The organism is Treponema sp. OMZ 838 (assembly GCF_000775995.1).
Lineage (GTDB): Bacteria > Spirochaetota > Spirochaetia > Treponematales > Treponemataceae > Treponema.
Genome location: NZ_CP009227.1, coordinates 44,335 through 70,392, shown reverse-complemented (window position 1 = coordinate 70,392; position 26,058 = coordinate 44,335). Strand labels below are relative to the sequence as shown.

Genomic DNA, 26,058 nt, shown 5'->3' with positions numbered 1-26,058 from the left:
AGTTTTTTAGAGATGCCTAGTTGGTGGTTTACATCGAAATTGCCTGACCGGACAAATCCTGTTATACTTACTCCATGAACTTTCCACGAAAATTGCCGATCGGCGTACAGAGTTTTAAGGTATTACGGAATGACCGTTATCTCTATGTAGATAAGACGAAGTATATCACTCAATTAGTAACAAGCAGTCGTGTTTATTTTCTCAGCCGTCCGCGGAGATTTGGCAAGAGTTTGTTCCTTTCGACATTATCTGCATACTTTCTTGGAAAAAAAGAGTTATTCAAAGACTTATACCTTGAAACAGCTGAAGAGGAACTTGCTTTACAAGAAAATCGATCTGCATGGCAGGAATATCCTGTTCTGTATTTTGACTTTAATATCGGAAAATACACGGATAGCGGTGCCTTAAATGAGCGGCTGAATGTTATGTTATCTGAAGCAGAGGTTTTATACGGTATTTCGATATCGAAAGAAGCACAACCGTTTTTTGCTTCACGCTTTGAAAAACTCTTGAAAGGCGCATACCTGCAAACCGGTAAGCAAGTAGTCATTCTTGTTGACGAATACGATAAGCCCCTCTTACAAACGATGGGCGTAAATGAGGCCTTGAATGAAGATTACCGCAATACCCTCAAGGCATTTTATTCGGTTATTAAAACCTGCGATGAATATATCCGCTTTGCCTTTTTAATCGGTGTTACTAAATTCAGTAAGATTAGTATTTTCAGTGATTTGAACAATCTTCGGGATATATCGCTGGAAGAAGACTATGCCGGCATTTGCGGTATAAGTCAGACAGAACTTGAAGCAAACTTCCAGCCGGATATACAAACACTCGCAATGCGGCAGAACATTGACTATCCGGAGGTATTGACAGCCTTAAAGCAGTGGTACGACGGTTACCTGTTCCATCCCGCAGGAGAGGGAATGTATAATCCCTATAGCCTTTTGAGTGCTTTTGTGAAAAAAGAAATCAAAAGCTACTGGTTCAATACGGGAACACCGACTTTTTTAGTCAATTACCTCAAAGAAGCTCACTATTATATCCCCGACTTGGATGGAAATGTTGAGCTGGATGAAGAAGGCTTGCAAACGTATCGAGCTATTGCACAGGATACCTTACCAATTCTGTTTCAAGCGGGATATTTAACCATCAAGGAATATATAAAAGATTTACGGTTGTATCGGTTGGGCTTTCCGAATGATGAGGTTCGGTACGGCTTTTTGAATAATCTTTTACCTGCATATTCTGATGTACCGTTCGGCCAAACAGGGGTATGGGTTGGGCGGTTTGTACAAGACATCCGCAAGGGTGATGTGAATAGCTTTATGGAACGGATGCAGTCGCTTATTGCCGGTATCTCGTATGACAACTTTAGCAGTAAAGAGCTGAAATTGCGGGAGCAAAACTACCAGACAGCGGTATACCTTATTTTTAAACTGATGGGGCAGTTTGTACAGACGGAAGAGCATTGCTCTAAAGGCAGAATAGACTGCATAGTGCATACAGCGGACAATGTTTATCTTTTTGAGTTTAAGCTGAGTGGCAACGGCACTGCGGAAGATGTACTCGAGCAAATCAAAGAGAATGCCTACGCCGCACAGTATAAGACGGATGGAAAAAAGATTGTATTGATCGGTGCGGGATTTGATGAAGTAACACGAACGATTAGAGACTGGAAAGTAGAACAGCTATGATACAAACTCAATCCTGTTTTTCGTGGTGGAGAATATGTTTGAAAATATGAGTCCGATAATACTACATCAGATAAACGGAGCGGCGTATTGCTGTCTTGCTTCGGGGATGGAGCCGCGTGCTTTTGCGCATTCGGCTGTTACCGATTATCTTCACGACGCCTGTTTGCGTATCGCCTCTGACGGGACGGTGCAGGAGTTTTATCTTAACGAAACCGTTACGTTTTTTAATACGGAAAAAGGACGGGATGAAGTTGGGATTGTGTTGCTGCTGCAGGAAGCGCAACCGCTTATCGGTTTGGCTTGTCTCGATACGGATGCTGCTGCCGGTGCGTTCCGTGATCCGCAGGCGCTTCTTCGTGCAGAGGCTGTATTACGAAAGTTATACCGGCTTTTTTCTTACCTTATCGCAGCGTATAAACGAGGCGCAGTCAGCGAAGCTTTTTTCCGAGCAGCTATGTCTGCCCCCTTGTGTTTGCTGGCGGAGAGAGGAACGGACGGTGGCGCTCAAGACCTTATCGTGCTTCCGCCTCGATTAGTACTCCGCTGCGTTACTGCCGAAACCGCGGTGGCGCTCCGCTTCCATTATCCATGGGTACATCCCGATGCGGAACGAGTGCCTCTTAACGATGCTGCGTCCTTTTTCTTAGCAACGCTCAGCTATGCCTGTATAACCGGAGCGCCGCCTTTTAACAGTGCCGCCGTCCCGTTTGCAGCGGTAGACGGGGATGACTTTTGCGCCAACGGTGCGGTGGAACAGCTTGTGCAGAATATACGGGACGGCATTTATGTGCCGGTTGAACTCCGCTGTCCGGCGCTGTGTCCGCAGTTTGCGCGGCTTATCGATGACGGGTTATCGGCAGCTGCGGGGCAGGGGAGTGCTAAAACTACGGGCCGGCATGGTAGTGCCAAATCCGCCGCATATAAGAGCCTCGGTCTTGAAAAAACTACGGGCAGCGATATAATGCCTAACTGCCGTACCGCGCCGCTACTGCCGTTTGTAGAACAGCTCTGCAGCTGTTGCGATGAATCGCTGCCGTTCTTCACCGGTATACAGGTAGACGAAGTACCGGCGAAGCAGCCGAACACGCAGAAGGCCGGTATGCAGGAGCAAGCGGCGCCAATCGAAGAGGCTGAGGTACAGGCAGCTGAGGATTCAGCACAACAGCAGGCGGCGCTCAATGCTTTTATTCAAAAGGCGCGGAAGCGCATCAGCCGAAAACGCTTTGTTAGACGGAATTCCGGCAAAATTGCGGCAGCGGCGGTACTGTGTGTCGCGCTTATTGTCGTAATGGCAGCGGTGGTAGTGCATCTCCGTAAACCGCCTGAGACGGCAGGTATGTCAGCGGAAGCGGTAATACGCGGTTTTTATACCGCCGTCGGAACACTCGATCAAACGATAATCGGCGCTTATACCAAAAACAAAGCCGCTGCCTTATACGACGGTCTGATGGTGCATTTGTATGTAACCGGCAAAACACGCGAGGCCTACGAGCGCAAAAAGATTTATTACACGCCTCAGGAGTTCTTCAACCTCTGTGAATCTGCGCGGAGTGCCGATGTCGTACCTGCTGCTGATACCGTACCTGCTGCCGATGCGGCAACGGGGAGCAATGTCGCCGGAAGTCAGGTTGCGAGTGCTCCACCGGAGCAGGAACGGGAGCACGATATGGAAGCGCACCTCATTCACTATAAAAAAGCGGTTATCAAATTGCTGGGCGGAGGTTCCATCTACGGTATTTCCGGCTTAGAGATTGTTCCTGCTGCCCAGACCGGGTGGTTTGACGTGAGGTTTTATCACTGGCTGCCGATTTTTTCATCGGAAGAAGCTGAGGCGGTGGCACAGGCTATGGAAAAAGCGCTTGAAACTCCTGTAAGCGCGTCCGATGCGGAGCTTTCGGAGCGGGGTGCTTTTCCCGTACAGGTACTCTATAAGCATGACAGGGTACAAGTCATATCGGTTAAAGGCAGCTTTTTTATCGGGGTAATCGAATCGGCGGAAAGTACGGTTGCCGCCGATTCCAGTGATGCATTGCTCGAAGATTGTGCGTTACCGCCTGCCAACAGGCCGGCCTATTTAAAAGGATTGTAATATGAGAGAACGAAAAAATATCTATACGCTTTTACATCAGGATGCAGGTTTAGCTGCCCGCACGGGAGTGATACGCCTGCCTCACGGTACGGTGCAAACCCCCGCCTTTATGCCGGTGGGAACGGCGGCGACGGTAAAGGGTATAACCAAGGATGATTTACACGAAATAGGTTTTGAAATCATTTTAGCGAATACCTATCACCTCTTTTTGCGGCCGGGTATGGACGTTATCAAGCAGGCGGGCGGGCTGCACGGGTTTTCCGGCTGGAATAAAAACTTTTTGACGGATTCAGGCGGATTTCAGGTATTCTCGCTGTCTCAACTACGGAAAATTAAGGAAGAAGGCGTAACATTTCAGAGCCATATCGATGGCAGCAGGCAGTTTTTAAGCCCCGAAATCGCGGTACAGGTGCAGGCCGCCTTTAACAGCGACATTCAAATGCAGCTCGATATCTGTTCCCCCTACGGTATTCCCAAAAAGGAAACCGAAAAAGCGCTGACACTGACAACTGCGTGGATGCATCGGGCGGTGCGGGAATGGGATCAAACGGAAGGGTACGAGGGAAGCCTTTTCCCGATTATACAAGGCGGTTTTTTTGAAGATCTCCGTATCAGAAGTATCGAATCGATTATGGAATGTGATCCGCACGGTATCGCAATCGGCGGTCTTTCCGTCGGCGAGCCTGAGGAAGTGTACAAGGAATTTTTGGCCTTTACCGCCGCGCATGTTCCCAAACATAAACCGCTCTATGTGATGGGTATCGGCACCCCCGATTATATTTTAGAGGCGGTAAAGAACGGCGTTGATATTTTTGACTGCGTGCTTCCGTCGCGGAATGCGCGGAACGGAAACTTGTTTACTCGTACCGGGCCCATCTCAATTAAAAAGAAAGAATATGAATACGATTTCGGCCCGATCGATCCGAGCTGCTCCTGCAAGGTATGCCGGAATTACAGCCGCGCGTATCTGCGGCACCTGTTCCGCTGTAAGGAAATTCTGTATTCGATGCTTGCAACCTACCATAACTTAGCATTCCTCCATCGAATGGTTGCCGAAATCAGGGATGCAATTACCGCAGACCGTTTTTCGGAATACTACCGCAGCTTCCTTAAAGATTATTACGGACGGGCTTGAGAGCCTGTGAACAATTAAATCGATACCGATTGTTATATTTTACCGCTTATGTTAAAATGCGCAGATTTATGAATACCTTCGTAAAATAACATATCAAGGTGCTGTAATGAGGAAAGCTTTTCACGATTTATTACAAAAAAATGTATCTGTGCTGTTTATGCTGTTAGCGGTGTTTTGTACAGGATGTATGAATGCTAAAACAACCGATACCGCTGCGGAGATTGAATTTTGGTCGTTCCCTAATTTTACCTCCGATACCGGTGTCGAAGGCGATTTTGAAAAGAGTTTAATCGCGGCGTTTGAAAAAGAAAATCCTTCAATTAAAGTACATTTTACACTGATAAGTTTTACCGATGGAGCGGAAAAGATTGAAAAAGCCATAGCGGAAGGCAAGGCTCCCGATATTATTTATGATGCCCCCGGCCGAATTATCGGATGGGCGGGGAAGGGCCTGCTTGAACCGCTTGATGATGTTCTCGCAACTGAAAAACCGTATATCACGACGGAGCTTTTGACTGTTTCTGCCGGTAAAGATAGACGCACCTATATGTACCCGATGCACGAAGGTGCTTTTTCGATGGCGTTCAATAAAGAAATGCTCGAAGATCTGCATCTTATCGATTTGCTGCCGTATAAGCGGAGAGACCGCCAGTGGACGGTTGAAGAGTATGAAAGGCTTTTAACTGCCCTTAAAGAAAAGCTTCCGGCAGGAATTGTCCCGGGTGTTTTCTACTATAAGAACATGGGCGGCGACCAGGGTACCAGAGCGTTTTTGGTGAACCTTTATGGAAACGCAAATCTGTTAAATGGAGATTATTCAAGTTATATCTATAATTCTGAGCAAGCGGTACGGAATGTGGACTGGACGGTACGTGCAATGAAGCGGGGACTTTTGCTCGACGGAAAGGATCTTACTTCAAACGATGCGATTGCAATGTTTGTTTCCGCAAAAGCTGCGCATACTATCTTGTATTCTCCTCAGCTTAATAAAATGAATGACGGCAAACGGCGGTATAAAGGAAAAGATTTTACACCGATCTATATGCCTTTCCCCAATAATGCCGGCGCTCCGCTTCTGGAATTTTTAGCAGGCGGTGCTTGTGTCTTTAATAACGGCAATGTAAATAAAGTTAAGGCAGCCAAGAAGTTTCTTCATTTTGCCGCTACCGACGAAGTATGGGCACCTAAGTTGATAAACGCAACCGGTGGCTTTCCGGCAAGCTCTAAAATTCAAATAGAAACTGAGGATGCCGAAATTCTCTATAATTCGGTACTTCAGCGTTTTTTCGGTCAGTATTACAATAACATTACCGGCTTTGCCAAGATGCGGGAATATTGGAATGCGCTTTTAAAAGAAGCTGCATCGGGAAATGATATTCAAGCTACGTTGAACCGCTTTGTGCGAGATTCCAATGCTACGCTGAAAGAGTAAGGCATCGTCTAAAAACTTTACGGGAGAATATAATGGCACATACGGTTTCAAATACACAGAGCAAACTTTCATTTTTTTCAATTAGGAATAAGATGATAACCGCTTTCGCCTTTTTTTCGGTGTTCATTTTGCTGGTAGTCTATATTGTCGCGGTATATCTTGCATCCGTATCCCTCATGAATAATACCGAATATTTTTTAAAGGAATTGGTTAAAAATTCGTCAAAAGTTTTGGACGAACGTTCCCAAGCGCTTTTCGGAAAATTGGAGGCTTTTTCCAACTTGCCTGCCATTCAGGATGAAACGATACCATATCAAGAAAAAATACAATTATTTAAGAATGAGATACAGATGCAAAAGCAGCGTGGCTGGCTCAGCTTCGGTATCAGCGGGCTTGACGGTATGCTCTATCGGACAGATAACACGGTTGAAAAAGTTGCCGGTACCGATTGGTTCCAATCGGCGCGTAAAGGAAAGTATGTAATTACCGAACCTGCGGCGTCCTCTGCCTCCCGGAAGTATATATTCACCGTTGCAATTCCTATGCGTGATTTACAGGGAAAAATCATCGGCGTTATCAACGCAACTATTTTGGGTGATGCGCTTTCAAATTTGATTAGCGATATTATCATCGGTGAAACCGGGACTGCATATCTGGTGAGTTCGTCCGGCACTATCTTAGGAAATCGGCGTCCCGAAATTCTTTATAAGAGTATTTACAGCGAGATAATCGGAAGTGAGACAAATGCCTATGCACAGTTTCTTAAACAATCGCTTGCGTCGCATAAGTCCTCTGTGAATGTATCTGAAATAAAAGGCGTTAAGTATATATCTGCCGTTGCGTCGATGCGGTATGCAGATTGGACGCTCCTCTTAACTGCTCCCGTGTCGGAGTTTATGGCGGAGAATATTTCGAATTTGATTAAAACATTTATTCTTATCGCGTTAATTCAGTTGGCAGTTGCAATAGCGCTTGGTTTCTATATTGCACGGAATATCACCCATCCCATCAAGCACGTTATTGCAGCGCTTCGAAATATTGCACAGGGAGAGGGAGACCTTACCATAGAGCTGCCTGCGAGCGGTAAAGATGAAACGAGTGTATTGTCATCATACTTTAATCAGACTATTGCGAAATTGAGAAATTCAATTCAAAAAATCGGTATCGACTCTCGTGAGATGGAAGCGGTCGGTTCCGATCTTGAAAGTAATATGATGTCGGTTAGTGAGGTTGTTTCAAATATTACTGCCGGTATTGAAGATTTAAAACATCGGTTCGTCGAACAGGAAGAAAGCGTATCCGGTACGGCTTCTGCTATCGAGCACATCATAACGACGCTGAGAGTCTTGGATGAAAGTATCGGCAAACAGGCCGCTATGGTTACCGAATCCTCATCTTCATTTGATAAGATGTCTCACAGTATCGATACCGTAGGAGAAAACGTTGCAGAGACCAGAGAGGTTATTCGTCATCTTTCTACGGCTACGAACGATGGCCGCGAAACACTGGTAAAAGCAAATGAGGTTTCACAGCGGATATCGGAAGCGTCGGGCGATTTAATTGAGGCCGGTGCCGTAATAGAAAACATCGCGAGTCAAACGAACCTGCTTGCAATGAATGCTGCAATCGAGGCTGCTCATGCGGGAGAAGCCGGTAAGGGATTTGCCGTTGTTGCCTCCGAGATTAGAAAACTTGCAGAAGAGTCCAGTACGCAGGGTAAAAAGATTTCCATCACTTTGAAGAATCTTTCTGTTGAAATCGATACGCTCGCGAGTGCTGCTGCCGGTGCTGTTGAAAAGTTTAATATCATTTCCGGCTACTCCAAAGGCTTAAGCACCTCTATTGAAGGGGTGGTGCAGGCGATGGATGAGCAGGAAGAAAATGGAAAAATTATCTGGGGTATCATCAACGATGTTACCGGCGTGACAAACGAAGTAAAGAGCGGTTCCGGTGAAATGCTTACCGACGGTGAGAAGGTTGTTTCGGCAACAAAACGGTTGGATGATTTAACGCGTATTTTACGGGAAAACATAGAGGATATTGCCTCGCAGACGGAGCTAATCAACGAGGCTGCACAAGAGTCTCTTGAAATTGCCGTCAAAAATAAGCAAAGTATAGACGGTCTTGTCTTGGAAGTAGGCAAGTTTAAAACAGAGAGATAATCAAAGAAGGTTTGCGTTGCAAACTCGATTATTTGCGGATGCGCGTAACGCGCATGACTAAAAGTTTTTTTGGATGTTGAAACATCCGAAAAAGACTTTTATAGGAGATATGATAAAAAGTACCGTCTGAAATGGCGCCGGTACTTTTTATCTCAAGTTTGCGTTGCAAACTCGATTATTTACGGATGCGCGTAACGCGCATGGCTAAAAGTTTTTTCGGATGTTGAAACATCCTGCAAAAACTTTTATAGGAGAAGGTATGAAAACAGTAAGAGTAACTTTCGGATTGCTGTGTATGGTGGCATTGATTGCGATGACAACAATCGGCTGTGAAAAAAGCGGCAGCGGCGAAAAATCCGAGCATCACCTTGACAGAACAAAAGAGTTTGTCACAGTTGCAACAGGCCCTACAAGCGGTATTTATTTCCCGATCGGCGGAGCTTTCGCAGAAGCATTAAAATCGGCTGGGTATAATACCAGTTCACAAGCGACCGGCGCATCAGCCGAAAACATTTCGATGATCTCGAAGGGTGAAGCGGAGCTTGCAATCGCAATGCAGGACTCCGTTATGCAGGCATATAAGGGCTTCGGCGCCTATGAAGGTAAAGCGAATCCTAAGCTGACTGCTTGTATGCGTTTGTGGCCGAATTATGTACAGCTCGTAACACTGCGCAAATCCGGTATCAAAACCGTTGCAGATTTGAAAGGAAAACGTGTCGGCGTCGGTGCTGCAAACTCCGGTGTTGAGTTAAATGCCCGTATGATTTATGAAGCCTACGGTATGACGTATGCCGATAGCAAGGTTGACTATCTGTCATACGGTGAAGCAATCGATCAAATGAAAAACGGTCAGTGCGATGCAGCTTTTGTTACGTCCGGTCTTCCGAATGGAACGATTATGGAGCTTGCTACCAGCTATGATATGGAAATTGTTCCGATTGATGGAGCAGGTCGGGATGCTCTGATTCAAAAGTATCCGTTCTTCTCACAGACGATCATTCCGGCAAATACCTATAACAACACTGCAGATGTTAATACCGTTTTTGTATATAACATCATGCTGGTAAACAGCGAACTTTCAGAAGAGGTCGTATATGATATGCTGACTGTTATCTTCGATAATATTTCGACGATTAAAGCATCGCACAATGCGGCAAATAAGCATATCGATTTGTCCTTCGGTGTAGAGGATGTGAAAATTCCGCTGCATCCGGGCGCTGTAAAATTCTGGCAGGAAAAAGGTTTTAAGACTCCGCAGAATTAACGGATACGTTGGATGGAACGGCTTTTTGCTGCATTGTGGCTCATGCCTACGCGGGCATTCTTGCATAAAGTGTGCCTGCTTATTGTCGCCGTACTGCTGCCGTTAGGCTGTTCCTCCGATGAGACTATCGAAATTTCCAATCAGGTAACGAAAGAACGGTATTGCATTCAAACAGTGCAGACAGGCGATGTTCTTTCGTTTGAGTGGGAACATTCGTTTGAACATGTCTTATGGAAAGAATTTTATCGGGTAACCGATGAACATACGTTTAAACTTTTTACCATTGCCGTTCAAGGTTTCGGCGCCGGTATTCCGGCGGAGATGGACTGTACCTACCGATATGAGGACGGGTTTATCTATATGGAAAATATAGAAGGCAGTGTGTTCAAAGAGTTTAATTGGATCCATTCGCAAAAACATCTCAAAAACATCACGATAAATGATACCGTGCTCATACGGGGAGAAGAGCTTCCCCAGCGAGCAAAAATACGGTTAGGCTTACAGAAGAAGCGCTGATACCGTCGTAAGACTGTACCGCTTCTTCATTATGATCGGGCAATCGCTAAAAACGTGATTAGATTTGCTTCGTATCCTTCGGAATAGCGATGCCCCATTGAGGAGTACATCTTGGCTACAGAAAAAACAATAGACCAAAAGGCTCTCTTGGAAGAATTTGAACGGGAAAGTAGAACTCGAAACTTTGTTAACCCGATTTTTACAAAAATTCTCAAGTGGACAGCACTGCTGGTTACCTTTTACCATTTGGCGTATGCTTCCGGCTATATCCGGCCGGAGACCTTGCGCCATCGTTCCATTCACGTCGGCATGATTTTGTTGATGACTTTTGCAATCTATCCTGCATTTAAAAGATCGAGTAGAAAAGTTATCGCATGGTATGATTACATACTGATGATTTTGTCCGTTATCATTCCCGTCTACATGTGGGTGAATTATCAAGCTATCATTGACAGGGTAGGGGATGCAAACCTGACGGACGTTATCATGGGGACCATATTGGTTGCATTGGTAATAGAGGCTGCACGGCGGATTACGGGTTGGGCATTACCGGTTATCGGCATTATCTTTATGATTTATGCGCTGATGGGCGCTCGTCAGGGGCTTATCCCGATAAACGTGCCGGGTCTGTTTTTGCATAGAGGTTTTAAATGGCCTAAATTGATTGGGCACCTCTTTTCCAATACGGAAGGCATTTACGGCACGTCGGTCAACGTTTCTTCAACGTACATTTTCTTATTCATCGTATTCGGCGAAATTATGAATAAATGCGGAATGGGAAAATTCTTTAATGACATTGCTATCGGTTTGGCGGGGCATACGAAAGGCGGCCCTGCAAAGGTCGCAGTTATTGCAGCGGGCTTGCTCGGAAGTATCAATGGCTCTGCAATTGCGAATGTCGTTACTACCGGTTCGTTCACCATTCCGCTTATGAAGAAAATCGGGTACAGCAAAGAATTCTCCGGTGCGGTTTCGTCAACTGCTTCCGTAGGTGGTCAGCTCTTACCGCCGATTATGGGTGCAGCCGCATTTATTATGGCGGAAACGCTCGGTATTAAATACAAAGAGATTGTCGTTGCGGCGGCTATCCCCGCGCTGATTTACTATTTGGGTATTATCTTCCAGATTCAGCTGCGTGCGTCGAAGGACAAACTCGACGGTATGCCGAAAGATCAGCTGCCCAAGGTGAAAGAAACGCTGAAAATGTACTGGCATCTGACCATCCCGATTTTATTCTTGGTGTATATGCTGTTCTTTAGCGGTTATACCGTTATCAAAGGTGCTTTTTTAACCATCATTTTGACAATCATTATTGCGCAGCTTAAAAAAGAAACGCGCATGAGCTTAAAAGATATAGAGGCTGCTTTTGTCGCTTCCGCAAAATCGACGGTATCGGTTGCGATTGCCTGTGCTTGTGTCGGTATCGTTATCGGTGTGTCGAGCTTAACCGGCTTTACCATCAATATGGCAAGTGCGATTATCTCGCTCGGCGGAAAGAGCTTGTTGCTGACGCTTGTCTTTACGATGGTTACCTGTATGCTGCTTGGTATGGGCTTACCGAGTATTCCTGCGTACATCATTACCGTAACGATTGCGGCTCCTGCGCTGATAGAGCTCGGCATTGCGCCGTTGGCTGCCCACCTGTTCTGCTTCTACTTTGCGATGTTCGCCAATATTACGCCGCCGGTTGCGCTTGCCTCATTTGCCGCAGCAGGTATATCGGGCGGTAATCCGATGAAGACGGGAATTGTATCCATTAAGCTGGCGCTCGCCGGTTTTATTATTCCGTATATGTTCGTCTACAATAATCAGCTGCTATTAATGGATACGAATATTTGGCAGGGTATTCAGGTTGCGCTTACCGCATGCGTCGGCGTCTTTTTAATCAGCGCCGCTGTAGAAGGGTATTTCCACACTAAGGTGAATATTTTCATGCGGCTCTTGATGCTTGCAGGAGCGTTCTTGCTCATCGACAGCGCCTTATTAACCGACCTTGCCGGCGTCGGGATCTTTGTTGCGTCTATCTTTATCCAGCGCATACTCGCGCGGAGAGAAGCACGGCACGCAGCCGCCTAGGCATCCGGAGAACAGAGGTAACGAAGTTAGACTGTACTTCGTTACCACGGAACTTAAAGGATGCAGCTGAAAATAAATGTTAATGTACCCAGCCGGTTTTCCAATGCCAGAGCGGTTTTGACAGTGCGGAAGAAAAGGTATGTACACGGTTAAAATCGGGGAGCCAATCCAAGTCGCTTACCAATTCTTGATAAAAACCGTCGTCGATGTTTAAATCTTCAAGGAAGGTACGCAGTTGGATATCCTCGGATTCATCGAGTAAGCGGTTGGAAAAAGCGTCGATGCGCCGTGCTTTCGGATTTGCCGTAATGGGCGTGTACTGAGTCATCAGCGAAAGCAGCGCCTTGCCTTTAAGCTTTTGAGCGAACCAACGGAGTACCGCTTGCGAATCCTCTAATTTTCCCGGAAGCGCAAGATGCCGGACAATAACGCCTGACAGCATTTTACCGAACGGATACTGCTCATCGGGCGGGGTAAGGTTGAGGGGAGAAAGCCGTGCCATTGTCTCGATTGCAGCACAGGCTTGTTCGGGATAATCCGGAGCGGCAAAAACACGGCGGGATGTTTCGGGATTAAGCGTTTTGAGGTCGGGCAGCCATCCGTCGACGGTATCTGCAATCGATTCGAGCGCTTCCGCCGTTTCATAGGCGGAGGAGTTCCACACGACAGGAACAGTTAAACCGTGCTGCTTTGCGGCTCGGAGCCCTGCCCCCAAAGCCGGCACCGCATGACTGCCCGTAACGATGTTGATGTTTTCCGCTCCCGCGTTCTGGAGTGTTAGGCATATTTCGATAAATTCCTGTTCCGTTACGGCACGTCCCATACCCTCTTGCGAAATTTGAAAGTTTTGGCAAAAAACACAGCGGAGATTACAGCCGGTAAGGAATATCGTTCCCGAACCGCCCGCTCCGCTTACCGGAGGCTCTTCTCCAAAGTGTAACCCTGCCCATGCAATGCGCAGCTCCGCCGTTTCTCCGCAAAAACCTCGCTCTCCGGCGTTCCTATTTACCCCGCAGCGCTTTGGACAGGCGGTACAGTGCTCATATTCTATGCAGCAAAAATCCCGTATCACAAATACCGTTCCTATTCCAGCTTATTCCGTTCAACCATAACGCTCATAATGGCGCTTACGGTGTGCATATCGAGTGTTTCCGCCGCTGCCGAAACAATTGCGTGCAGTTCTTCCCAATCTTCATCAGAAAAATCCATATCGCTGCCGAAGCTGTCGTCAAAGAGGGCAAAGACGGTATAGAACCAGTTGACGGCGTCTTCTTTTGTATCTTGTAGATGCGTGCGTAGCCAGTATTCAGCCGAATCTTCCGCTAATGGAAGTAGGCTTTTATCGTAACTGCGGATTGTTTGAACAAAAAATGTACACAGTTCTTGCCGGAATGCAGGATCAGATAATTTTTCCGTTCGTCGTCGTGCATCGCTATAAAATTTTTCGAGGATATTCATAAGGATGTTACTATAAGAAAAAGAGACCTAAAAAGCAAGCCGCATTTGCAGAGGTTCTAATACTTCTCTATATAGCCGCCGCTTCCGTATTCTGCTCCTACTTGTAAAACCGCTGTAAAACTCGTATAGTATTGGTCATACTTAAAGCATTATGGAAAAGGGAGTGGGGTATGGATAAATATGTATGCGATTTATGCGGTTATGAGTATGATCCTAATACCGGCGATCCTGAAGGTAACATTAAACCCGGTACTCAATTTGAAGATTTGCCCAATACGTGGGTATGTCCGCTCTGCGGCGTTTCGAAGGAAGGATTTAAAAAGGTTTAAACCAGGAGTGTAATATGACAAAAAATGATTTTATCAGTACGATCGGATATGACAGTGCGGCTGCGGTGGTCGATAAAGAACGGCGTACTAAAAATAGCAGTAAGACTTTGACGGAATTACTTGAGGCAGGCGCTTTCCGTAGTGCAGCGGCTTTTGCTGTCTATGATGATTCTCAAGAAGAGTTGCAGACCGTTGCAGATTATTACAATAAATTAGCCCATTCGGATTATACCGCAGAGAATATTTTACGGGTGTTCGGTATCACCAAAACCAACAGTAAAAAAATAATTCTTCTATAATAGATGTTATCGTAAACTCAACCTAAGGAAAACCTCTAACATGTTTTATACAAAGGAGTTATATAATGTCCTATCCTTTTAGCGATATTGAAAAAAAATGGCAGAAATATTGGAAAGATCATAAGACGTTTAAAGTAACCGAAGATGAAAATTATCCGCCGGAAAAACGGGCGTATGTATTGGATATGTTTCCGTATCCGTCGGGAGCTGGCTTGCATGTCGGGCACCCGGAAGGGTATACGGCAACCGATATTTATTGCCGGTACCTCCGCATGAACGGATACGCGGTACTGCACCCGATGGGGTTTGACTCCTTCGGCTTACCGGCGGAAAATTACGCAATTAAGACCGGTACTCACCCGCGTATTACGACAAAAGAAAATATCGATACCTTCCGGAGACAAATACAGGCGTTCGGTTTTTCCTACGACTGGGATCGCGAGCTTGCAACTTCGGATGTGGACTATTACCGTTGGACACAGTGGATATTTTTACAGCTGTATAAAAAAGGTTTGGCTTACGAAACGGAAGCGCCGATTAACTGGTGCCCGAGCTGCTTAACCGGCCTTGCGAATGAGGAAGTGAAAGAAGGCTGCTGCGAACGGTGCGGCACACAGGTTGTCCGCAAGAATGTCCGGCAGTGGATGCTCAAGATTACTGCGTATGCGGAGCGACTCCTTGAGGACTTGGAAGAACTGGATTGGCCTCAGTCCGTTAAGATGATGCAGCGGAATTGGATCGGCAAAAGCACCGGAGCGGAAATAGACTTTCACCTTGCCGCTCCGTATGAAAGCGAAAAGATTACCGTATATACCACTCGGCCGGATACTATTTTCGGGGCAACCTACCTCGTGCTTGCTCCGGAACACCCGCTCGTCATGCGCATTGTCAGCGGGGCGCAAAAAGACGCCGTGCAGCAGTATATTGACGAGACGGCAAAGAAAACCGACCTTGAACGGACTGAACTTGCAAAAAAGAAAACCGGCGTCTTTACCGGTGCCTATGCGGTAAACCCGCTGACAAAAGAACCTATTCCGATTTGGATTTCCGATTATATTTTGGTTTCTTACGGAACCGGCGCCATTATGGCGGTTCCGGCGCATGATGAGCGCGACTGGGAGTTTGCTCAAGTTTTCTCACTGCCGGTTATTCAGACGGTTGCCTCAGAAGCTGAATGGAAGAAAAAGGGAGCGGCGGGCGATTACTGCGCAGTACCGCAAGCATGTACCGCAGCCGACGGATATGCGGTAAATTCAGGCGAATTTACCGGACTGCCGACGCGGGAAGCGATAGAGCGTGTTACCGACTACGCTGCCGCTAACGGCTTCGGAAAAAAGGCCGTTAATTATAAGCTCCGCGACTGGGTGTTCAGCAGACAGCGGTACTGGGGAGAACCTATCCCGTTGGTGCATTGCCCAAAATGCGGCGTCGTTCCGCTGGACGAAAAGGATTTACCGCTTACCTTGCCTGAAACGGACAGTTACACCCCTTCCGACACGGGAGAAAGCCCGCTTGCTAAAATCACCGAATGGGTGAATACCGTGTGTCCGCACTGCGGAGCCCCTGCCCACCGCGAAACAAACACCATGCCTCAATGGGCGGGTTCCTGCTGGTACTATCTCCGCTATCTCGATCCTCATAATGCACACAGTTTTTGTGCCAAGGAGAAAGAAGCGTATTGGATGCCTGTTAATCTCTACGTCGGCGGTGCGGAACATGCGGTACTCCACCTCCTCTATGCCCGCTTTTGGCACAAGGTACTGTACGATTTAGGCGTGGTGCATACCAAAGAACCGTTCATGCGGTTGGTGAATCAGGGGATGATTACCTCCTTTGCATATCAGCGTGCAAACGGATCGCTCGTGCCGGTCGATGAGGTTGTGCAGACCGGTGATGATGCTTTTGAAGAAAAGAGTACCGGCGAAAAGTTGAAGCGGGTTATCGCAAAGATGTCGAAGAGCTTAAAAAATGTCATCAATCCTGATGAGATGATCGCTCAATACGGTGCCGATTCGTGCCGTATGTATGAGATGTTCATGGGGCCGCTCGATATGTCCAAGCCGTGGAACACGCAAGGGCTAATCGGTATTTTCCGCTTCTTGGAGAAAATCTGGGCTATTTCCGAAAAAGAGCTTATTTCCTGTCCGGTGAACGACATGAGTATGCCGGAACATGCGGAAATTACCAAGCTCCTCAATAAGTCCATTAAAAAGATAACCGAAGATACTGCATCGCTCAACTTCAACACGGCAATCAGCCAGATGATGATTTTTGTCAATACGCTCGGAAAATATCAGACCGTGCCCCGCTTTGCATGGGAGGCATTTGTCAAGCTGCTTGCGCCCTACGCACCGCACCTTGCCGAAGAGCTGTGGGAGAAGTTAGGGCATACGGAAACAATTGCATATACGCAGTGGCCGATGTTTGTCGAAAAGTTTTGCATCGATTCCGAGTGCACGATTGTCGTGCAAATCAACGGAAAGGTGCGCGATAAATTTCAAGCAGCCGTTGATTTGCCTAAGGCAGAGCTTGAAGCGCTCGCTTTAAAAACGGAAGGCGCACAGCGCTTCCTCAGCGATAAACAGCCTAAAAAGGTTATCACGGTTCCGAATAAGTTGGTAAATATCGTTCTTTAATGCTTAGGATAAACGCATCAGAGTATTTTTTACAGCCCTGCGAAATTAAGAGGCTGTTCAACCAGAATTGAACCTTTGCGGTTCAAATGGTCTCACAGCCTCTTAATTTCGCAGAATTTGTCTTTATTCGTCTGATGCATTTGCCCTTCTTCTGAAATAAACTGTGCGAAATTTTGGGAAAATTTCGCACAGTAAGGAAAGCACCCAACAGCCTCAGACTCCTATTTTCAAAAGGCTTACGGAAAGGCTATTCACTTAATCGATTAAGCTGAAACGGTCGGCAATGGTGCCGCGCCATTCTGCGCGCTGGTTTTTATCTTCCCACTCGATGATTCTAACGATAGTGAATTCTTTCATCGTTACCATTGAAGCGTATTTGATAACGGCAAATCTGCCTTGACCGATATACGAAATCGCTTCATTTTCGTGTAAGACTTCGTTTTGCTTTAAAAAATTCAATACGCAATCGAAATGTACAGGCTTGCCGTCTGTTTTATCCGCTAATGCGGCGCTTAAATCTTTGATCGGTTTGCCGCACCGTGTACAGGTAAAAAGTTCGGTAGGTTCCTCGTGTTGTGAGCTGATATGCGGTTTATTATTCACCGTGGTATTTTCTGTATAACGGTTTTCTTTTCTATGTCCCCGCCTATTATTCATATTATTCTTCATCCTTCATATACATCATCTGTTCGGTCAATATCGATGCTAATCGGTATATCGCAGCTTGAATATATGCCTTATCATTGAGTTTTGTTTCCATTTCGCGAAAATCGGATTCGGTAAAGTATTTGCGGGGGGTATACCGCTCTTTCTTTGGAAACACGCCAACATTCATACATAATCCTCAAAAGCATTCTCTAGATGCAAAGGCTCAGCTGTGTCTATCGTTCGCGGATCAAACGGCAACACAAGAACATCAAACCGTATATGCATCTTGTTATATTTTCGATGAGTTAAGAGAAAATATTTAGCGGTTTTACAAATCCTTTCCTGTTTTCTATTTCCGACAATGATATCCAAGTCCGTAAGCTGCGTATGGGGTAATGTTTTTACTTCAAAGAAGATAAGCGTTTCGTCCTTTTCTGCTATGATGTCAATTTCCCCTGTTCTTGTTCGCCAGTTTCGGGCAATGATGGAATACCCTTGCCGTTCAAGCCATTTTGCTGCGAATGTCTCACCTGCCGGCCCCAGCCGTTCTTCCATCATTTTTTTTGCTGATACTGCAACGGATCGATCGCTTTGACAATAAAAGTATTTTTGTATTCTTTTAAATCGATGAGTTTGCCCTTATTGTTAGGATACAGATGCCCGCTTTCATCGATGAGGATTCTAATCAGCGGCCGTAAGGGGGCTTCGGGGTCTATACCGACTACACGTGCGATGGAGGTGTCGTTCATTAATACTATTGAGCCGATAGGATATACGCCGATACTCTGAATCATCGCTTTGATAACTTCATAATCAAAGCGGCGGCCTTTATCTGCAAGGAGGGTTTTCATTGCATCGTAACCGAGTAATGCACTGCGATACGCCTTCCGTGCGGTCATTGCGACAAAGGCATCTACAACAGCAATAATACGGGCACCTATTTCGATGGAATCTTTATCAAGTCCATTAGGATATCCTTTGCCGTCCCAGCGTTCATGGTGCTCAAGAACAAGCATTGCGACTCGTTCGGTATACACAAATTCCGATAATACAGCTTTATAGCCATAGACGGTATGGGCTGCAACAGTCTGCATTTCGGTATCGGAAAGCGCAGTCTTCTTATTTAAAATGGTACCCGGAATTCTCAGCATACCGCAATCGTGCAATAGAGAGCCGAGTACTATATCATCAATATAATCTTCCGGCAGATTCATAAATTTTGCAATGGTTTCGGCCAAAATAGCAGTATCAACGAGGGCTTTTGCCATATCTCGTTCAGGAATTTGGGCCGATAGGATAAATGAAACAGCGAGCGATCTATCGGCTGCAAGTAAATTATGGAGCCTCAGGGCTATTCCATCTATTGGCCGGGGGGATAAGGGTTTTCTTTTTTTACCTCGGTTAAAAAAATATCCAATGTGAGGATAATTGCCAAATATTCGGTATACAGTTCGCTGTGCGTTAAAATATCCGGTAACTGTAAAATGGTATTTTCTTCTGCTGTTTTCTTTTGAGCATTTTTACCGGCAGACTTAGCGGTAGTAGGAGCTCCTTCATCAGGTAGTGCATCTAATTCTTCAACCAATTCAGCTACTTCTGCTCTTTTTTTTATGCTTTTACCGGCTGTCATAACAAAAGGCACTTTCCATTGCTTTAATACCGATAGTTCACGTTCAGAAACCGGATATCCTTTGCCGAGGACTTTGTTCTTACCGTCATCAAAGAAAAGCGGCTCTGAAAATATCATGCCTTCTTTTAAATCTTCTACCTTAATTCGCCTAAGCACCGATTATCCCATCCTTTTTTTGAAGAAATGCAAAAAGAGCGGCAACCGCTTGATACGTTTCTTCTGGAATACAAGAGCCTATTTCAGCTTCAACCAACACTTCCGCCAACAGAGGGTTATTGATAAGGGGAATATGACATTTATCTGCAATTTCCCGTATCTTTTGAGCAACCGCACCGCGTCCTGAGGCGGTGATCAGCGGAACACTCTCTCCGAATGTATATGACAATGCTACCGAACAATCCCGTACTTTGCTCATATTATCGCTTTTCATCTTTACGGTAATATAAAAAAGTCATACCCACTCCTAGCTCATTCTACACTGATATATCAATTGATGCAAGAGCATGATTTTCTTCTATATTACCATCGGCATAGTGTACGGTATATGACGTAACTCCTGCGGATTCCAGACAATCCTGCAGCAATGCCGTGAGTGCTTCTCGTTTCTGTGCTGGAAGTGCTGCTGTTCCCTGATAGGAAAAAAGGCAGGTATTGTTTTTGAGTGTAAACGTCCATGATTCCTGCTTTTCTTCGTTTCGTACTCTCAGGCAGCATTCACGGCACACGGTATCCTGCAGGTCAAGTAGGAAAGCGGCCGATCCCTTCCAGAGTGTGTCGAGTCGTTTTTCAAACGGGAATACGACCCAATGGTTTTTACCGGCTTTTACATGATTGAGAAAACGGAAAAGGTCTTGTGTGTCCCATTCCTCGTCAGCGATTTCTGCTTGTTGAGCGGGAAGTCGGAAAAGCGCTGCAAGGCATTGTGCAATCAGCTGCGGTGAAGGTTCAATACCGCGAGAGTAGAGGAGGGCAGCAGCAAAAGCGGCCTTTTTTTCGTGCGGGGCAAAAACATGAAGCGATGAAAGAATTTTTAACAGTGGACGGGATTGAAGCGGTTGTTCATTTTGGCGAAAAAAAGCAATGAGTGCTGCTGTAAGATCTGACTGCGGTATGCCGAGCTGGGTGAATACATCGCCATGGGGCAGCGGTTGCGGTACATATTTTTGGTACGGTATTAGTACCACCGTGTTCTCGGCAATATGAACACGCATCAATAAAAAAGCTCCTTCTCGAATGTCTTGAGGAAGAGCTTTCGTCTGTGCTTGCAATACGGTTCCCTTGACGGCAATCCGTATCATATTGTTTTTAAGGATAGACAGTACCCGAACCGTTACCGGTTCGTTTTCGGAAAAACCTGCCGCGGTATTCCCGTGTAAAAGAACGGCCTTGTTAAGCGCAGTGTTCCGTCTTAACGGGATAATGAGCGCCGGCCGTTCCGCTACGGTTTGCATATTCGCTAGTTCTTTTTCTGCAGCAGTGTCTTAATCTTTGCCGCCTTACCGATCTTCTCGCGGATGTAATACAGCTTGGCGCGGCGTACCTTACCGGCATGTACAACTTCCACCTTTGCGATACGCGGTGAGTGGAGCGGGAATACGCGTTCAACACCAACGCCGTAAGAGTTCTTTCTTACCGTGAATGTCCGGCCGATACCGGCATTTTTAAAGCACAGCACCAAGCCTTCATATATCTGAATACGTTCGGTTTTCCCTTCAATAATTTTGAAGTGCACCTTTACGGTATCGCCTACTCTAAAAGAAGGTTTTTCGACAATCTTTTGTTTTTCTTCAATCTTACGAATTAAATTCTCTGCCATTTGTTATCTCCTGTAAAATAAGTTCCGCTTCTTTTGTCCATTCAGGCGAACTGCGGATTGCTGTCAGCAAGTCGGGACGCATGGCAAGCGTCTTTCTAATCCGCTGTTCAAGCCGCCATTTACGAATGTGTTCGTGGTGGCCGGACAGAAGCACTTCAGGAACTGCTCTGTCCCTGAATATCTGCGGCCGTGTGTACTGGGGGTATTCCAACAAACCGTCGGAAAAGCTCTCCTCTTCAAGGGATTCGCGGGAAATAACGCCGTCGATCAAGCGGTACACCGCGTCTATTATTACGAGTGCAGCAAGTTCACCTGAGGACATGACGTAGTCGCCGAGCGAAATTTCATCGTCAACGTATTCGTCGATGATCCGCTGATCAATTCCTTCGTAGCGGCCGCAGATAAACACGAGTTCTTGTTCTCGTGCAAGCTCCGCTGCACGTGATTGCGTCAAGGGTTTACCGGAAGGGGTTACATAGATAACCCGTTTTTCGGCAGCCTGTACGGAATCGAGCGCGAGCGAAAGTGGCTGCGGCAATAGGAGCATTCCAGCCCCGCCGCCGTAGGTTAGATCATCACAGGTTCGGTGCTTGTCGTAAGCAAAGTCGCGGATATTCACCAGATTGTAGGTAATAAGCCCCCGCTCAACCGCCTTCGCCATGATCGACGATTCGAAAAAGGCGGCGGGTATTTCGGGAAACAAGGTCAGCACATTGAATCTCATTCGAGAATCCAGCGGTGCATAAGCTCAACCTGCTTTGCCGGTATATTTATCTTTCCAATAAATTGAGAACGAAACGGAACATACACGGTTCTGCCTGTTGCAGCCTCGGAGACTTCCAATAACAATCCGCCTCCGCCTTCCACTACATCTGCAATTGTACCCACAGAATTTCCTTTGTACACAAGGTCAGAATTACAAAGATCATTGATATAAAACTCGCCGCGTTCGAGCGGGCAAGCCATATCGCGAGGAACCAATATATCCGCTCCGTGCAGCTTCTTTGCCGCTTCGGGCGAATCGATACCTCGTAGTTTTAATAACGCGTCCGTATTGCGGACAACGCACTCTTCAACCTGATAGAATAGATCGGGGGGCTGTGTTTCCGTCCCCTTGGATGGAAGCTGCAGTTTTATCTCTTTAAAGTTTAGAAAATGTTCATATTCGCCCGAACAGCTTTCAATTTTAAGGAAGCCTTCAAGACCGAATGTACCCCGAATCCTACCGGTTATGAGCCAGTCCATTAATCAAGAATTTCCAGCAAATAACGGGTTCCGCTCCGGCCGGCTGATGCCATAAGCAACGTCCGAATTGCCTGAGCAACCCTTCCGAATTTTCCGATTACCTTTCCTACATCACCGCTTGCAACGCGCAATTCCAGCACAATACCGCGGTCGGTCTCTTTTTCCGATACGGAAACGGCACTGGGATCATCAACAAGCGATTTTGCAATGTACTCGACTAAATCACGTTCCATGTTCGATAGCCGACCTATAACGTGAATTGTTTTTTGTTGAGCAAGTGACGAACCGTGTCGGTCGGCTGAGCGCCTTTATTAAGCCAACCGCGTACTTTATCGGCATCAAAAGCAATCTGCTGATCTTCCGCTTCAATAGGATGATAGATGCCTACTTCGTCGATGGTTTTACCATCACGGGGTTCGCGGACATCCTGTACCACGATGCGGTAATACGGACGCTTTTTTGTTCCGAATTTCTTGAGTCTGATTTTTACGCTCACGTTAATCCTCCCTGAAATTAATTATTTATGGTGGGAACTACTAAAAACACCTGCTTTTAGGGATGTTCCTACAAGAATAAAATACAGGCTATAGTACATGAAAACCGATACTTGGTCAACTATAGGACATCGAGTTTTACGGCAAAGAGGGATTTTATTTGACTACTTGACATACACTATATATGGGGGTATTATTACAAATGTAAGCATAATTAACACTATATGGATAAACTCATATAGTGAAATATATCTTTATAAAGGTGGGTAAGATACCATGAGAACAAGAGAAGCAATCAATGCTGATATTGCAGCTGCACAGTCTGAGCTGCAAAATGTACACGGTTCTACAACGGAAGTATATGCACGCATAGTCGGTTATTACCGTTCCGTCCGTAACTGGAATAAGGGCAAGCGCGAAGAGTTTTCAGAGCGGAAAATGTTCGAACACGAAAATCCTAAAACGCCCCTCTATGCAGGGAAAAGTACCGTAGTTGATACGGGAACAACATCAATTCAATATCCTGCCTTTTTTGAGGTATATACGCGGAAGACGTGTCCCAACTGTCCACCTGTTAAGGATTACTGCAATAATCTCGGTATTGACATCCATTATATCGATGCCGACACCGAAGAAGGTATTAAAGCAGCTGCAAAGCACGGCGTTCGATCCTGTCCTACCGTTATCATGTATAATGAATCGGAAAAAGAACTTTCCCGTGCATATTCGGTTGCCGATCTTAAAGCGTATCACTTAACTCCATATACGGTTGAAGCGGTTATCGCGTAAGCTATGAATGTCGGTCTGCAGAAAACCACACTTGTCAACTATCCGCGCAAGGTTGCTGCTGCGGTTTTTCTGCCCGGCTGTAACTTGCGCTGCCCGTATTGCTATAACGGTGAGCTTGTATGTGCGTCCGTTTCGGAAGGTCCTGCCGGTAAGTCATTGCAGGGCGGTATGAATGATTACGTACCGATCGAAGCGGTTTATGAACATATCGAAAAGCGGAAGCCGGTATTGCATGGACTTGTTATTTCGGGCGGTGAAGCACTCCTGTCTCCGGTTTTACCGGAACTTATTCTACGGGCACGAAAGGCAGGGCTTGCCGTTAAGCTTGATACAAACGGTTTACTGCCGGATAAGATGTATTCCCTCCTGCATGACGACGCACTCTGTCCGGATATGATAGCCGTTGATATCAAGACTGCTCCCGCCCGTTATCATGAACTCAAATTTTGTTGCCCGGCAGGGACTGAGCCGTCGGCTGAACAGCCTGAAGCTGCACTGAAACGGACTCTGATGATTTTGCAGGAAAAGCACACGTTCCGACGGCCGGTAGAAATCGAATATAGAACTGTTCTTGTACCGCCGCTTGTAGCCGCCGAGGATATACGCGCTATTTCAGCATTGCTCCCTTCCGATGCCGCATGGTTTTTTGCTCCCTTTTTGCCGGGGAACTGTCTTAATCCCGCATGGAATACAATCCGTCCATATACACAGGCTGAAACAGAAGAGCTGATTCGGCTTGCCGGAACAAAGATTCCCAATAGTAGATTACGTTAATCGATTTGCAATTTATAAAAATGGATAGAAAATCGTGAGTTCTCTACAGCGCAATGCTGTAGGTTCCGCTCCGGTGTTACTTGTAGAAATTGTTGTGAGGGGAGAATGGGCCCAGCTGGACTTGAACCGGCGACCCGCGGATTATGAGTCCGCTGCTCTAACCAACTGAGCTATAGGCCCAAGAAAGCACTATAGTAATTTATTTTGCGGCTTTAGTCAAGGCAATCGAAAACGAATGTTGAAAATTGACGCCGAAAACCGATAAGGACGGCAAAAAATCTAACCGAGTTTTTAGAGAGACCTTGGTATTCCTAGAGATCCTCTATAACAGAGTTGCTGAAGTATCTCTACGACTTGCTGTTCGCTTTTCGAGTCGGTCATATCGATGCGGTGAATATTCGGAAAGGATTGGAAAAAGGTTTGCTGCCGTTTGGCGTACCGTTTGCTGTTGCGCTTAATGAGGTCTTTCACCGCATCGAGTGGGGCGGCCGCCGGCGCATCGGGGGAAAGCTCAAAAAACTCTCGGTAACCGATTGCTTTCATTGCAGGATATTCGGCTGTACACCCTTCGGAAACGAGCTGCGCAATTTCCTGTTGCAATCCTTGCACAAACATCTCATCGACACGGATTTCGATGCGCCGGTACAGTTCATCGCGAGGGCGGTCTAAACATATCGGACAAAAGCGGAAACCCTCGCGATAACGGTACGACAGCTCGAATGAGCTGAGCGGCCGCCCTGAGGCGCAATACACCTCGTGCGCGCGGATGATACGGTATTCGTCATGGATGTGGATCTTGGCTGCCGATGTGGGGTCAAAAGACGCAAGTTCCGCGTGCATTGCCGCGGCGCCGACACGCTGCATCCGTTCCTGCAATTGTGCACGTAAAACCGGATCCGCCTGCGGGGTAACCGGCATACCGTACATAAAATGTTTAATGTAAAAAGCCGTCCCGCCAAGCACAACCGGCAGTTTGCCGCGGCTTGCAATGTCCTGGCAGAGTGCATCCGCGCTGCGTACAAAGTCCGCTACGGAAAATTCTTCGGAAGGGTTACATATCCCGATGAGGTGATGGGGGAGCGTATCGAGAAGCTCTTGCGAAGGCTGAGCCGAACCGATCGGCATACCGCGATATACCTGCACCGAATCGGCAGATATAATCTCTGCTTTAATGGAGTTAACAGGAGAAGTAAAAAGATGAGCGGCAAGCGCGGTTTTCCCGCAGGCGGTAGCCCCGAAAATAACCGCGACCGGAATGGTATGTGTCGATATCAAGAATTAGGAATGATCGGGGCGGTATTCTATTTTATAGTCGATAGCACCGGTAAACACTTGCGACGCTGCAGTGCACACAACCTTATCGTTGTTTTCTTCGAGTATCGGATCTTGAATAGTTACCAGCTGAAAAGCGCGCCGTGTTGCAGCACAGGTAATTTCATAAATATTGCCTTTGAATTCAATCAATTCTTTTAACGGAAAAATCATAGCGCGTATTATAGCGAGTTTTAGTATTTGCTGCAACCGATTTGCTTACCAATTATGTGAAAGATGAGCAATCGTTGAATATGT

At 46.4% G+C, this 26,058-nt stretch carries 29 protein-coding genes and 1 tRNA gene; 13 read left to right on the top strand and 17 right to left on the bottom strand.

What is annotated here, in order from left to right; genetic code table 11:
- Positions 1–74: 74 nt before the first annotated feature.
- The 8 genes from QI63_RS00300 (at position 75) to QI63_RS00265 (ending at position 12,371) form a co-directional block, all read left to right on the top strand.
- Positions 75–1,697, top strand: coding sequence for an ATP-binding protein (locus QI63_RS00300; protein WP_044012798.1), 1,623 nt, complete (start codon positions 75–77; stop codon positions 1,695–1,697).
- Between the two features lie 46 nt (positions 1,698–1,743).
- Positions 1,744–3,786, top strand: a complete 2,043-nt coding sequence (locus QI63_RS00295; RefSeq protein ID WP_235619727.1) for a hypothetical protein — start codon at positions 1,744–1,746, stop codon at positions 3,784–3,786.
- A gap of 1 nt (position 3,787) precedes the next feature.
- A complete protein-coding gene (tgt, locus tag QI63_RS00290) occupies positions 3,788–4,921 on the top strand; it encodes a tRNA guanosine(34) transglycosylase Tgt (protein ID WP_044012792.1) in 1,134 nt (377 codons plus the stop codon).
- Between the two features lie 106 nt (positions 4,922–5,027).
- Positions 5,028–6,353 (top strand): ABC transporter substrate-binding protein, encoded by a 1,326-nt coding sequence (locus QI63_RS00285; RefSeq protein ID WP_044012790.1) that lies wholly within the window; start codon positions 5,028–5,030, stop codon positions 6,351–6,353.
- 32 nt (positions 6,354–6,385) lie between these two features.
- Complete coding sequence (locus QI63_RS00280; protein ID WP_044012787.1) at positions 6,386–8,515, top strand: methyl-accepting chemotaxis protein; 2,130 nt, start codon at positions 6,386–6,388, stop codon at positions 8,513–8,515.
- Positions 8,516–8,774: 259 nt separating this feature from the next.
- A complete protein-coding gene (locus QI63_RS00275; protein ID WP_044016833.1) occupies positions 8,775–9,779 on the top strand; it encodes a TAXI family TRAP transporter solute-binding subunit in 1,005 nt (334 codons plus the stop codon).
- Positions 9,780–9,791: 12 nt separating this feature from the next.
- On the top strand, positions 9,792–10,295 hold the full coding sequence (locus QI63_RS00270; RefSeq protein ID WP_235619725.1) for a DUF1850 domain-containing protein: 504 nt from the start codon (positions 9,792–9,794) through the stop codon (positions 10,293–10,295).
- Between the two features lie 111 nt (positions 10,296–10,406).
- Positions 10,407–12,371 carry a TRAP transporter permease gene (locus QI63_RS00265; protein WP_044012784.1) on the top strand — a complete coding sequence of 655 codons (1,965 nt, stop codon included), beginning with the start codon at positions 10,407–10,409 and terminating at the stop codon, positions 12,369–12,371.
- Positions 12,372–12,450: 79 nt separating this feature from the next.
- Here QI63_RS00265 and QI63_RS00260 read toward each other — a convergent pair whose 3' ends face one another.
- Positions 12,451–13,443: a radical SAM protein gene (locus QI63_RS00260; RefSeq protein WP_044012782.1), complete on the bottom strand. Its 993-nt coding sequence runs from the start codon at positions 13,441–13,443 to the stop codon at positions 12,451–12,453.
- Between the two features lie 11 nt (positions 13,444–13,454).
- Positions 13,455–13,829, bottom strand: coding sequence for a hypothetical protein (locus tag QI63_RS00255; RefSeq protein WP_044012779.1), 375 nt, complete (start codon positions 13,827–13,829; stop codon positions 13,455–13,457).
- 170 nt (positions 13,830–13,999) lie between these two features.
- Between QI63_RS00255 and rd the strand changes: the two genes are divergently transcribed.
- The 3 genes from rd to leuS all read left to right on the top strand — a co-directional run bounded on the left by rd (position 14,000) and on the right by leuS (position 17,093).
- Positions 14,000–14,158 (top strand): rubredoxin, encoded by a 159-nt coding sequence (gene rd, locus QI63_RS00250; protein WP_016523563.1) that lies wholly within the window; start codon positions 14,000–14,002, stop codon positions 14,156–14,158.
- Between the two features lie 14 nt (positions 14,159–14,172).
- Positions 14,173–14,457, top strand: coding sequence for a hypothetical protein (locus QI63_RS00245; protein WP_044012774.1), 285 nt, complete (start codon positions 14,173–14,175; stop codon positions 14,455–14,457).
- A gap of 65 nt (positions 14,458–14,522) precedes the next feature.
- Positions 14,523–17,093 (top strand): leucine--tRNA ligase, encoded by a 2,571-nt coding sequence (gene leuS, locus QI63_RS00240; RefSeq protein ID WP_044012772.1) that lies wholly within the window; start codon positions 14,523–14,525, stop codon positions 17,091–17,093.
- A 255-nt stretch (positions 17,094–17,348) separates the two neighbouring features.
- On the opposite strand, the gene QI63_RS00235 is transcribed toward leuS, so the two are convergent.
- The 12 genes from QI63_RS00235 to rpsP all read right to left on the bottom strand — a co-directional run bounded on the left by QI63_RS00235 (position 17,349) and on the right by rpsP (position 22,928).
- A complete protein-coding gene (locus QI63_RS00235; RefSeq protein ID WP_044012769.1) occupies positions 17,349–17,750 on the bottom strand; it encodes an LIM domain-containing protein in 402 nt (133 codons plus the stop codon).
- A gap of 1 nt (position 17,751) precedes the next feature.
- Complete coding sequence (locus QI63_RS13005) at positions 17,752–17,928, bottom strand: hypothetical protein (RefSeq protein ID WP_200877759.1); 177 nt, start codon at positions 17,926–17,928, stop codon at positions 17,752–17,754.
- Positions 17,925–18,299 (bottom strand): YraN family protein, encoded by a 375-nt coding sequence (locus QI63_RS00230; RefSeq protein WP_044012766.1) that lies wholly within the window; start codon positions 18,297–18,299, stop codon positions 17,925–17,927. The genes QI63_RS13005 and QI63_RS00230 overlap by 4 nt, the downstream gene beginning before the upstream one ends.
- Positions 18,296–19,009, bottom strand: a complete 714-nt coding sequence (locus tag QI63_RS13155) for an HD-GYP domain-containing protein (protein ID WP_235619724.1) — start codon at positions 19,007–19,009, stop codon at positions 18,296–18,298. Before QI63_RS13155 ends, QI63_RS00230 begins: the two co-directional genes overlap by 4 nt.
- A 92-nt stretch (positions 19,010–19,101) precedes the next feature.
- Positions 19,102–19,527: a hypothetical protein gene (locus tag QI63_RS13150; RefSeq protein ID WP_235619723.1), complete on the bottom strand. Its 426-nt coding sequence runs from the start codon at positions 19,525–19,527 to the stop codon at positions 19,102–19,104.
- Positions 19,520–19,801 carry an EscU/YscU/HrcU family type III secretion system export apparatus switch protein gene (locus QI63_RS00220; RefSeq protein WP_235619722.1) on the bottom strand — a complete coding sequence of 94 codons (282 nt, stop codon included), beginning with the start codon at positions 19,799–19,801 and terminating at the stop codon, positions 19,520–19,522. The genes QI63_RS13150 and QI63_RS00220 overlap by 8 nt, the downstream gene beginning before the upstream one ends.
- Positions 19,802–19,844: 43 nt before the next feature.
- Positions 19,845–20,822: a hypothetical protein gene (locus tag QI63_RS00215; RefSeq protein WP_044012763.1), complete on the bottom strand. Its 978-nt coding sequence runs from the start codon at positions 20,820–20,822 to the stop codon at positions 19,845–19,847.
- 5 nt (positions 20,823–20,827) lie between these two features.
- Positions 20,828–21,187, bottom strand: a complete 360-nt coding sequence (gene rplS, locus QI63_RS00210) for a 50S ribosomal protein L19 (RefSeq protein ID WP_044012761.1) — start codon at positions 21,185–21,187, stop codon at positions 20,828–20,830.
- Positions 21,165–21,911 (bottom strand): tRNA (guanosine(37)-N1)-methyltransferase TrmD, encoded by a 747-nt coding sequence (gene trmD, locus QI63_RS00205; protein ID WP_044012758.1) that lies wholly within the window; start codon positions 21,909–21,911, stop codon positions 21,165–21,167. Before trmD ends, rplS begins: the two co-directional genes overlap by 23 nt.
- The gene (gene rimM, locus QI63_RS00200) at positions 21,908–22,432 is read right to left on the bottom strand and encodes a ribosome maturation factor RimM (RefSeq protein WP_044012756.1); all 525 of its coding nucleotides are present in this window, start codon (positions 22,430–22,432) and stop codon (positions 21,908–21,910) included. The genes trmD and rimM overlap by 4 nt, the downstream gene beginning before the upstream one ends.
- Positions 22,432–22,665 carry a KH domain-containing protein gene (locus tag QI63_RS00195; RefSeq protein ID WP_006188554.1) on the bottom strand — a complete coding sequence of 78 codons (234 nt, stop codon included), beginning with the start codon at positions 22,663–22,665 and terminating at the stop codon, positions 22,432–22,434. The genes rimM and QI63_RS00195 overlap by 1 nt, the downstream gene beginning before the upstream one ends.
- Positions 22,666–22,679: 14 nt before the next feature.
- Positions 22,680–22,928 carry a 30S ribosomal protein S16 gene (gene rpsP, locus QI63_RS00190; protein ID WP_044012752.1) on the bottom strand — a complete coding sequence of 83 codons (249 nt, stop codon included), beginning with the start codon at positions 22,926–22,928 and terminating at the stop codon, positions 22,680–22,682.
- Between the two features lie 274 nt (positions 22,929–23,202).
- Here rpsP and nrdD point away from each other — a divergent pair, with 274 nt between their 5' ends.
- Together nrdD and QI63_RS00180 are read left to right on the top strand one after the other, a co-directional pair.
- Positions 23,203–23,715, top strand: a complete 513-nt coding sequence (gene nrdD / locus QI63_RS00185; protein ID WP_044012748.1) for a glutaredoxin family protein — start codon at positions 23,203–23,205, stop codon at positions 23,713–23,715.
- Between the two features lie 3 nt (positions 23,716–23,718).
- The gene (locus QI63_RS00180) at positions 23,719–24,489 is read left to right on the top strand and encodes a radical SAM protein (protein WP_044012745.1); all 771 of its coding nucleotides are present in this window, start codon (positions 23,719–23,721) and stop codon (positions 24,487–24,489) included.
- Between the two features lie 106 nt (positions 24,490–24,595).
- On the opposite strand, the gene QI63_RS00175 is transcribed toward QI63_RS00180, so the two are convergent.
- From QI63_RS00175 to QI63_RS00165, 3 genes are all read right to left on the bottom strand, one after another.
- Positions 24,596–24,669 (bottom strand) — tRNA-Ile (locus tag QI63_RS00175).
- Positions 24,670–24,780: 111 nt separating this feature from the next.
- Positions 24,781–25,764: a tRNA (adenosine(37)-N6)-dimethylallyltransferase MiaA gene (gene miaA / locus QI63_RS00170; RefSeq protein WP_052185433.1), complete on the bottom strand. Its 984-nt coding sequence runs from the start codon at positions 25,762–25,764 to the stop codon at positions 24,781–24,783.
- A gap of 3 nt (positions 25,765–25,767) precedes the next feature.
- On the bottom strand, positions 25,768–25,974 hold the full coding sequence (locus QI63_RS00165; protein WP_044012743.1) for a DNA-directed RNA polymerase subunit omega: 207 nt from the start codon (positions 25,972–25,974) through the stop codon (positions 25,768–25,770).
- Positions 25,975–26,058: the final 84 nt, after the last annotated feature.

What these genes read in the sequence shown, in the direction of transcription:
- QI63_RS00300 (WP_044012798.1), top strand. Translation starts at nt 75, where the DNA reads ATGAACTTTCCACGAAAATTGCCGATCGGCGTACAGAGTTTTAAGGTA.
- QI63_RS00295 (WP_235619727.1), top strand. Translation starts at nt 1,744, where the DNA reads ATGAGTCCGATAATACTACATCAGATAAACGGAGCGGCGTATTGCTGT.
- tgt (WP_044012792.1), top strand. Translation starts at nt 3,788, where the DNA reads ATGAGAGAACGAAAAAATATCTATACGCTTTTACATCAGGATGCAGGT.
- QI63_RS00285 (WP_044012790.1), top strand. Translation starts at nt 5,028, where the DNA reads ATGAGGAAAGCTTTTCACGATTTATTACAAAAAAATGTATCTGTGCTG.
- QI63_RS00280 (WP_044012787.1), top strand. Translation starts at nt 6,386, where the DNA reads ATGGCACATACGGTTTCAAATACACAGAGCAAACTTTCATTTTTTTCA.
- QI63_RS00275 (WP_044016833.1), top strand. Translation starts at nt 8,775, where the DNA reads ATGAAAACAGTAAGAGTAACTTTCGGATTGCTGTGTATGGTGGCATTG.
- QI63_RS00270 (WP_235619725.1), top strand. Translation starts at nt 9,792, where the DNA reads ATGGAACGGCTTTTTGCTGCATTGTGGCTCATGCCTACGCGGGCATTC.
- QI63_RS00255 (WP_044012779.1), bottom strand. Translation starts at nt 13,829, where the DNA reads ATGAATATCCTCGAAAAATTTTATAGCGATGCACGACGACGAACGGAA.
- rd (WP_016523563.1), top strand. Translation starts at nt 14,000, where the DNA reads ATGGATAAATATGTATGCGATTTATGCGGTTATGAGTATGATCCTAAT.
- QI63_RS00245 (WP_044012774.1), top strand. Translation starts at nt 14,173, where the DNA reads ATGACAAAAAATGATTTTATCAGTACGATCGGATATGACAGTGCGGCT.
- leuS (WP_044012772.1), top strand. Translation starts at nt 14,523, where the DNA reads ATGTCCTATCCTTTTAGCGATATTGAAAAAAAATGGCAGAAATATTGG.
- QI63_RS00235 (WP_044012769.1), bottom strand. Translation starts at nt 17,750, where the DNA reads ATGAATAATAGGCGGGGACATAGAAAAGAAAACCGTTATACAGAAAAT.
- QI63_RS13005 (WP_200877759.1), bottom strand. Translation starts at nt 17,928, where the DNA reads ATGAATGTTGGCGTGTTTCCAAAGAAAGAGCGGTATACCCCCCGCAAA.
- QI63_RS00230 (WP_044012766.1), bottom strand. Translation starts at nt 18,299, where the DNA reads ATGATGGAAGAACGGCTGGGGCCGGCAGGTGAGACATTCGCAGCAAAA.
- QI63_RS13155 (WP_235619724.1), bottom strand. Translation starts at nt 19,009, where the DNA reads ATGGCAAAAGCCCTCGTTGATACTGCTATTTTGGCCGAAACCATTGCA.
- QI63_RS00220 (WP_235619722.1), bottom strand. Translation starts at nt 19,801, where the DNA reads ATGAAAAGCGATAATATGAGCAAAGTACGGGATTGTTCGGTAGCATTG.
- QI63_RS00215 (WP_044012763.1), bottom strand. Translation starts at nt 20,822, where the DNA reads ATGCAAACCGTAGCGGAACGGCCGGCGCTCATTATCCCGTTAAGACGG.
- rplS (WP_044012761.1), bottom strand. Translation starts at nt 21,187, where the DNA reads ATGGCAGAGAATTTAATTCGTAAGATTGAAGAAAAACAAAAGATTGTC.
- trmD (WP_044012758.1), bottom strand. Translation starts at nt 21,911, where the DNA reads ATGAGATTCAATGTGCTGACCTTGTTTCCCGAAATACCCGCCGCCTTT.
- rimM (WP_044012756.1), bottom strand. Translation starts at nt 22,432, where the DNA reads ATGGACTGGCTCATAACCGGTAGGATTCGGGGTACATTCGGTCTTGAA.
- QI63_RS00195 (WP_006188554.1), bottom strand. Translation starts at nt 22,665, where the DNA reads ATGGAACGTGATTTAGTCGAGTACATTGCAAAATCGCTTGTTGATGAT.
- nrdD (WP_044012748.1), top strand. Translation starts at nt 23,203, where the DNA reads ATGAGAACAAGAGAAGCAATCAATGCTGATATTGCAGCTGCACAGTCT.
- QI63_RS00180 (WP_044012745.1), top strand. Translation starts at nt 23,719, where the DNA reads ATGAATGTCGGTCTGCAGAAAACCACACTTGTCAACTATCCGCGCAAG.
- QI63_RS00165 (WP_044012743.1), bottom strand. Translation starts at nt 25,974, where the DNA reads ATGATTTTTCCGTTAAAAGAATTGATTGAATTCAAAGGCAATATTTAT.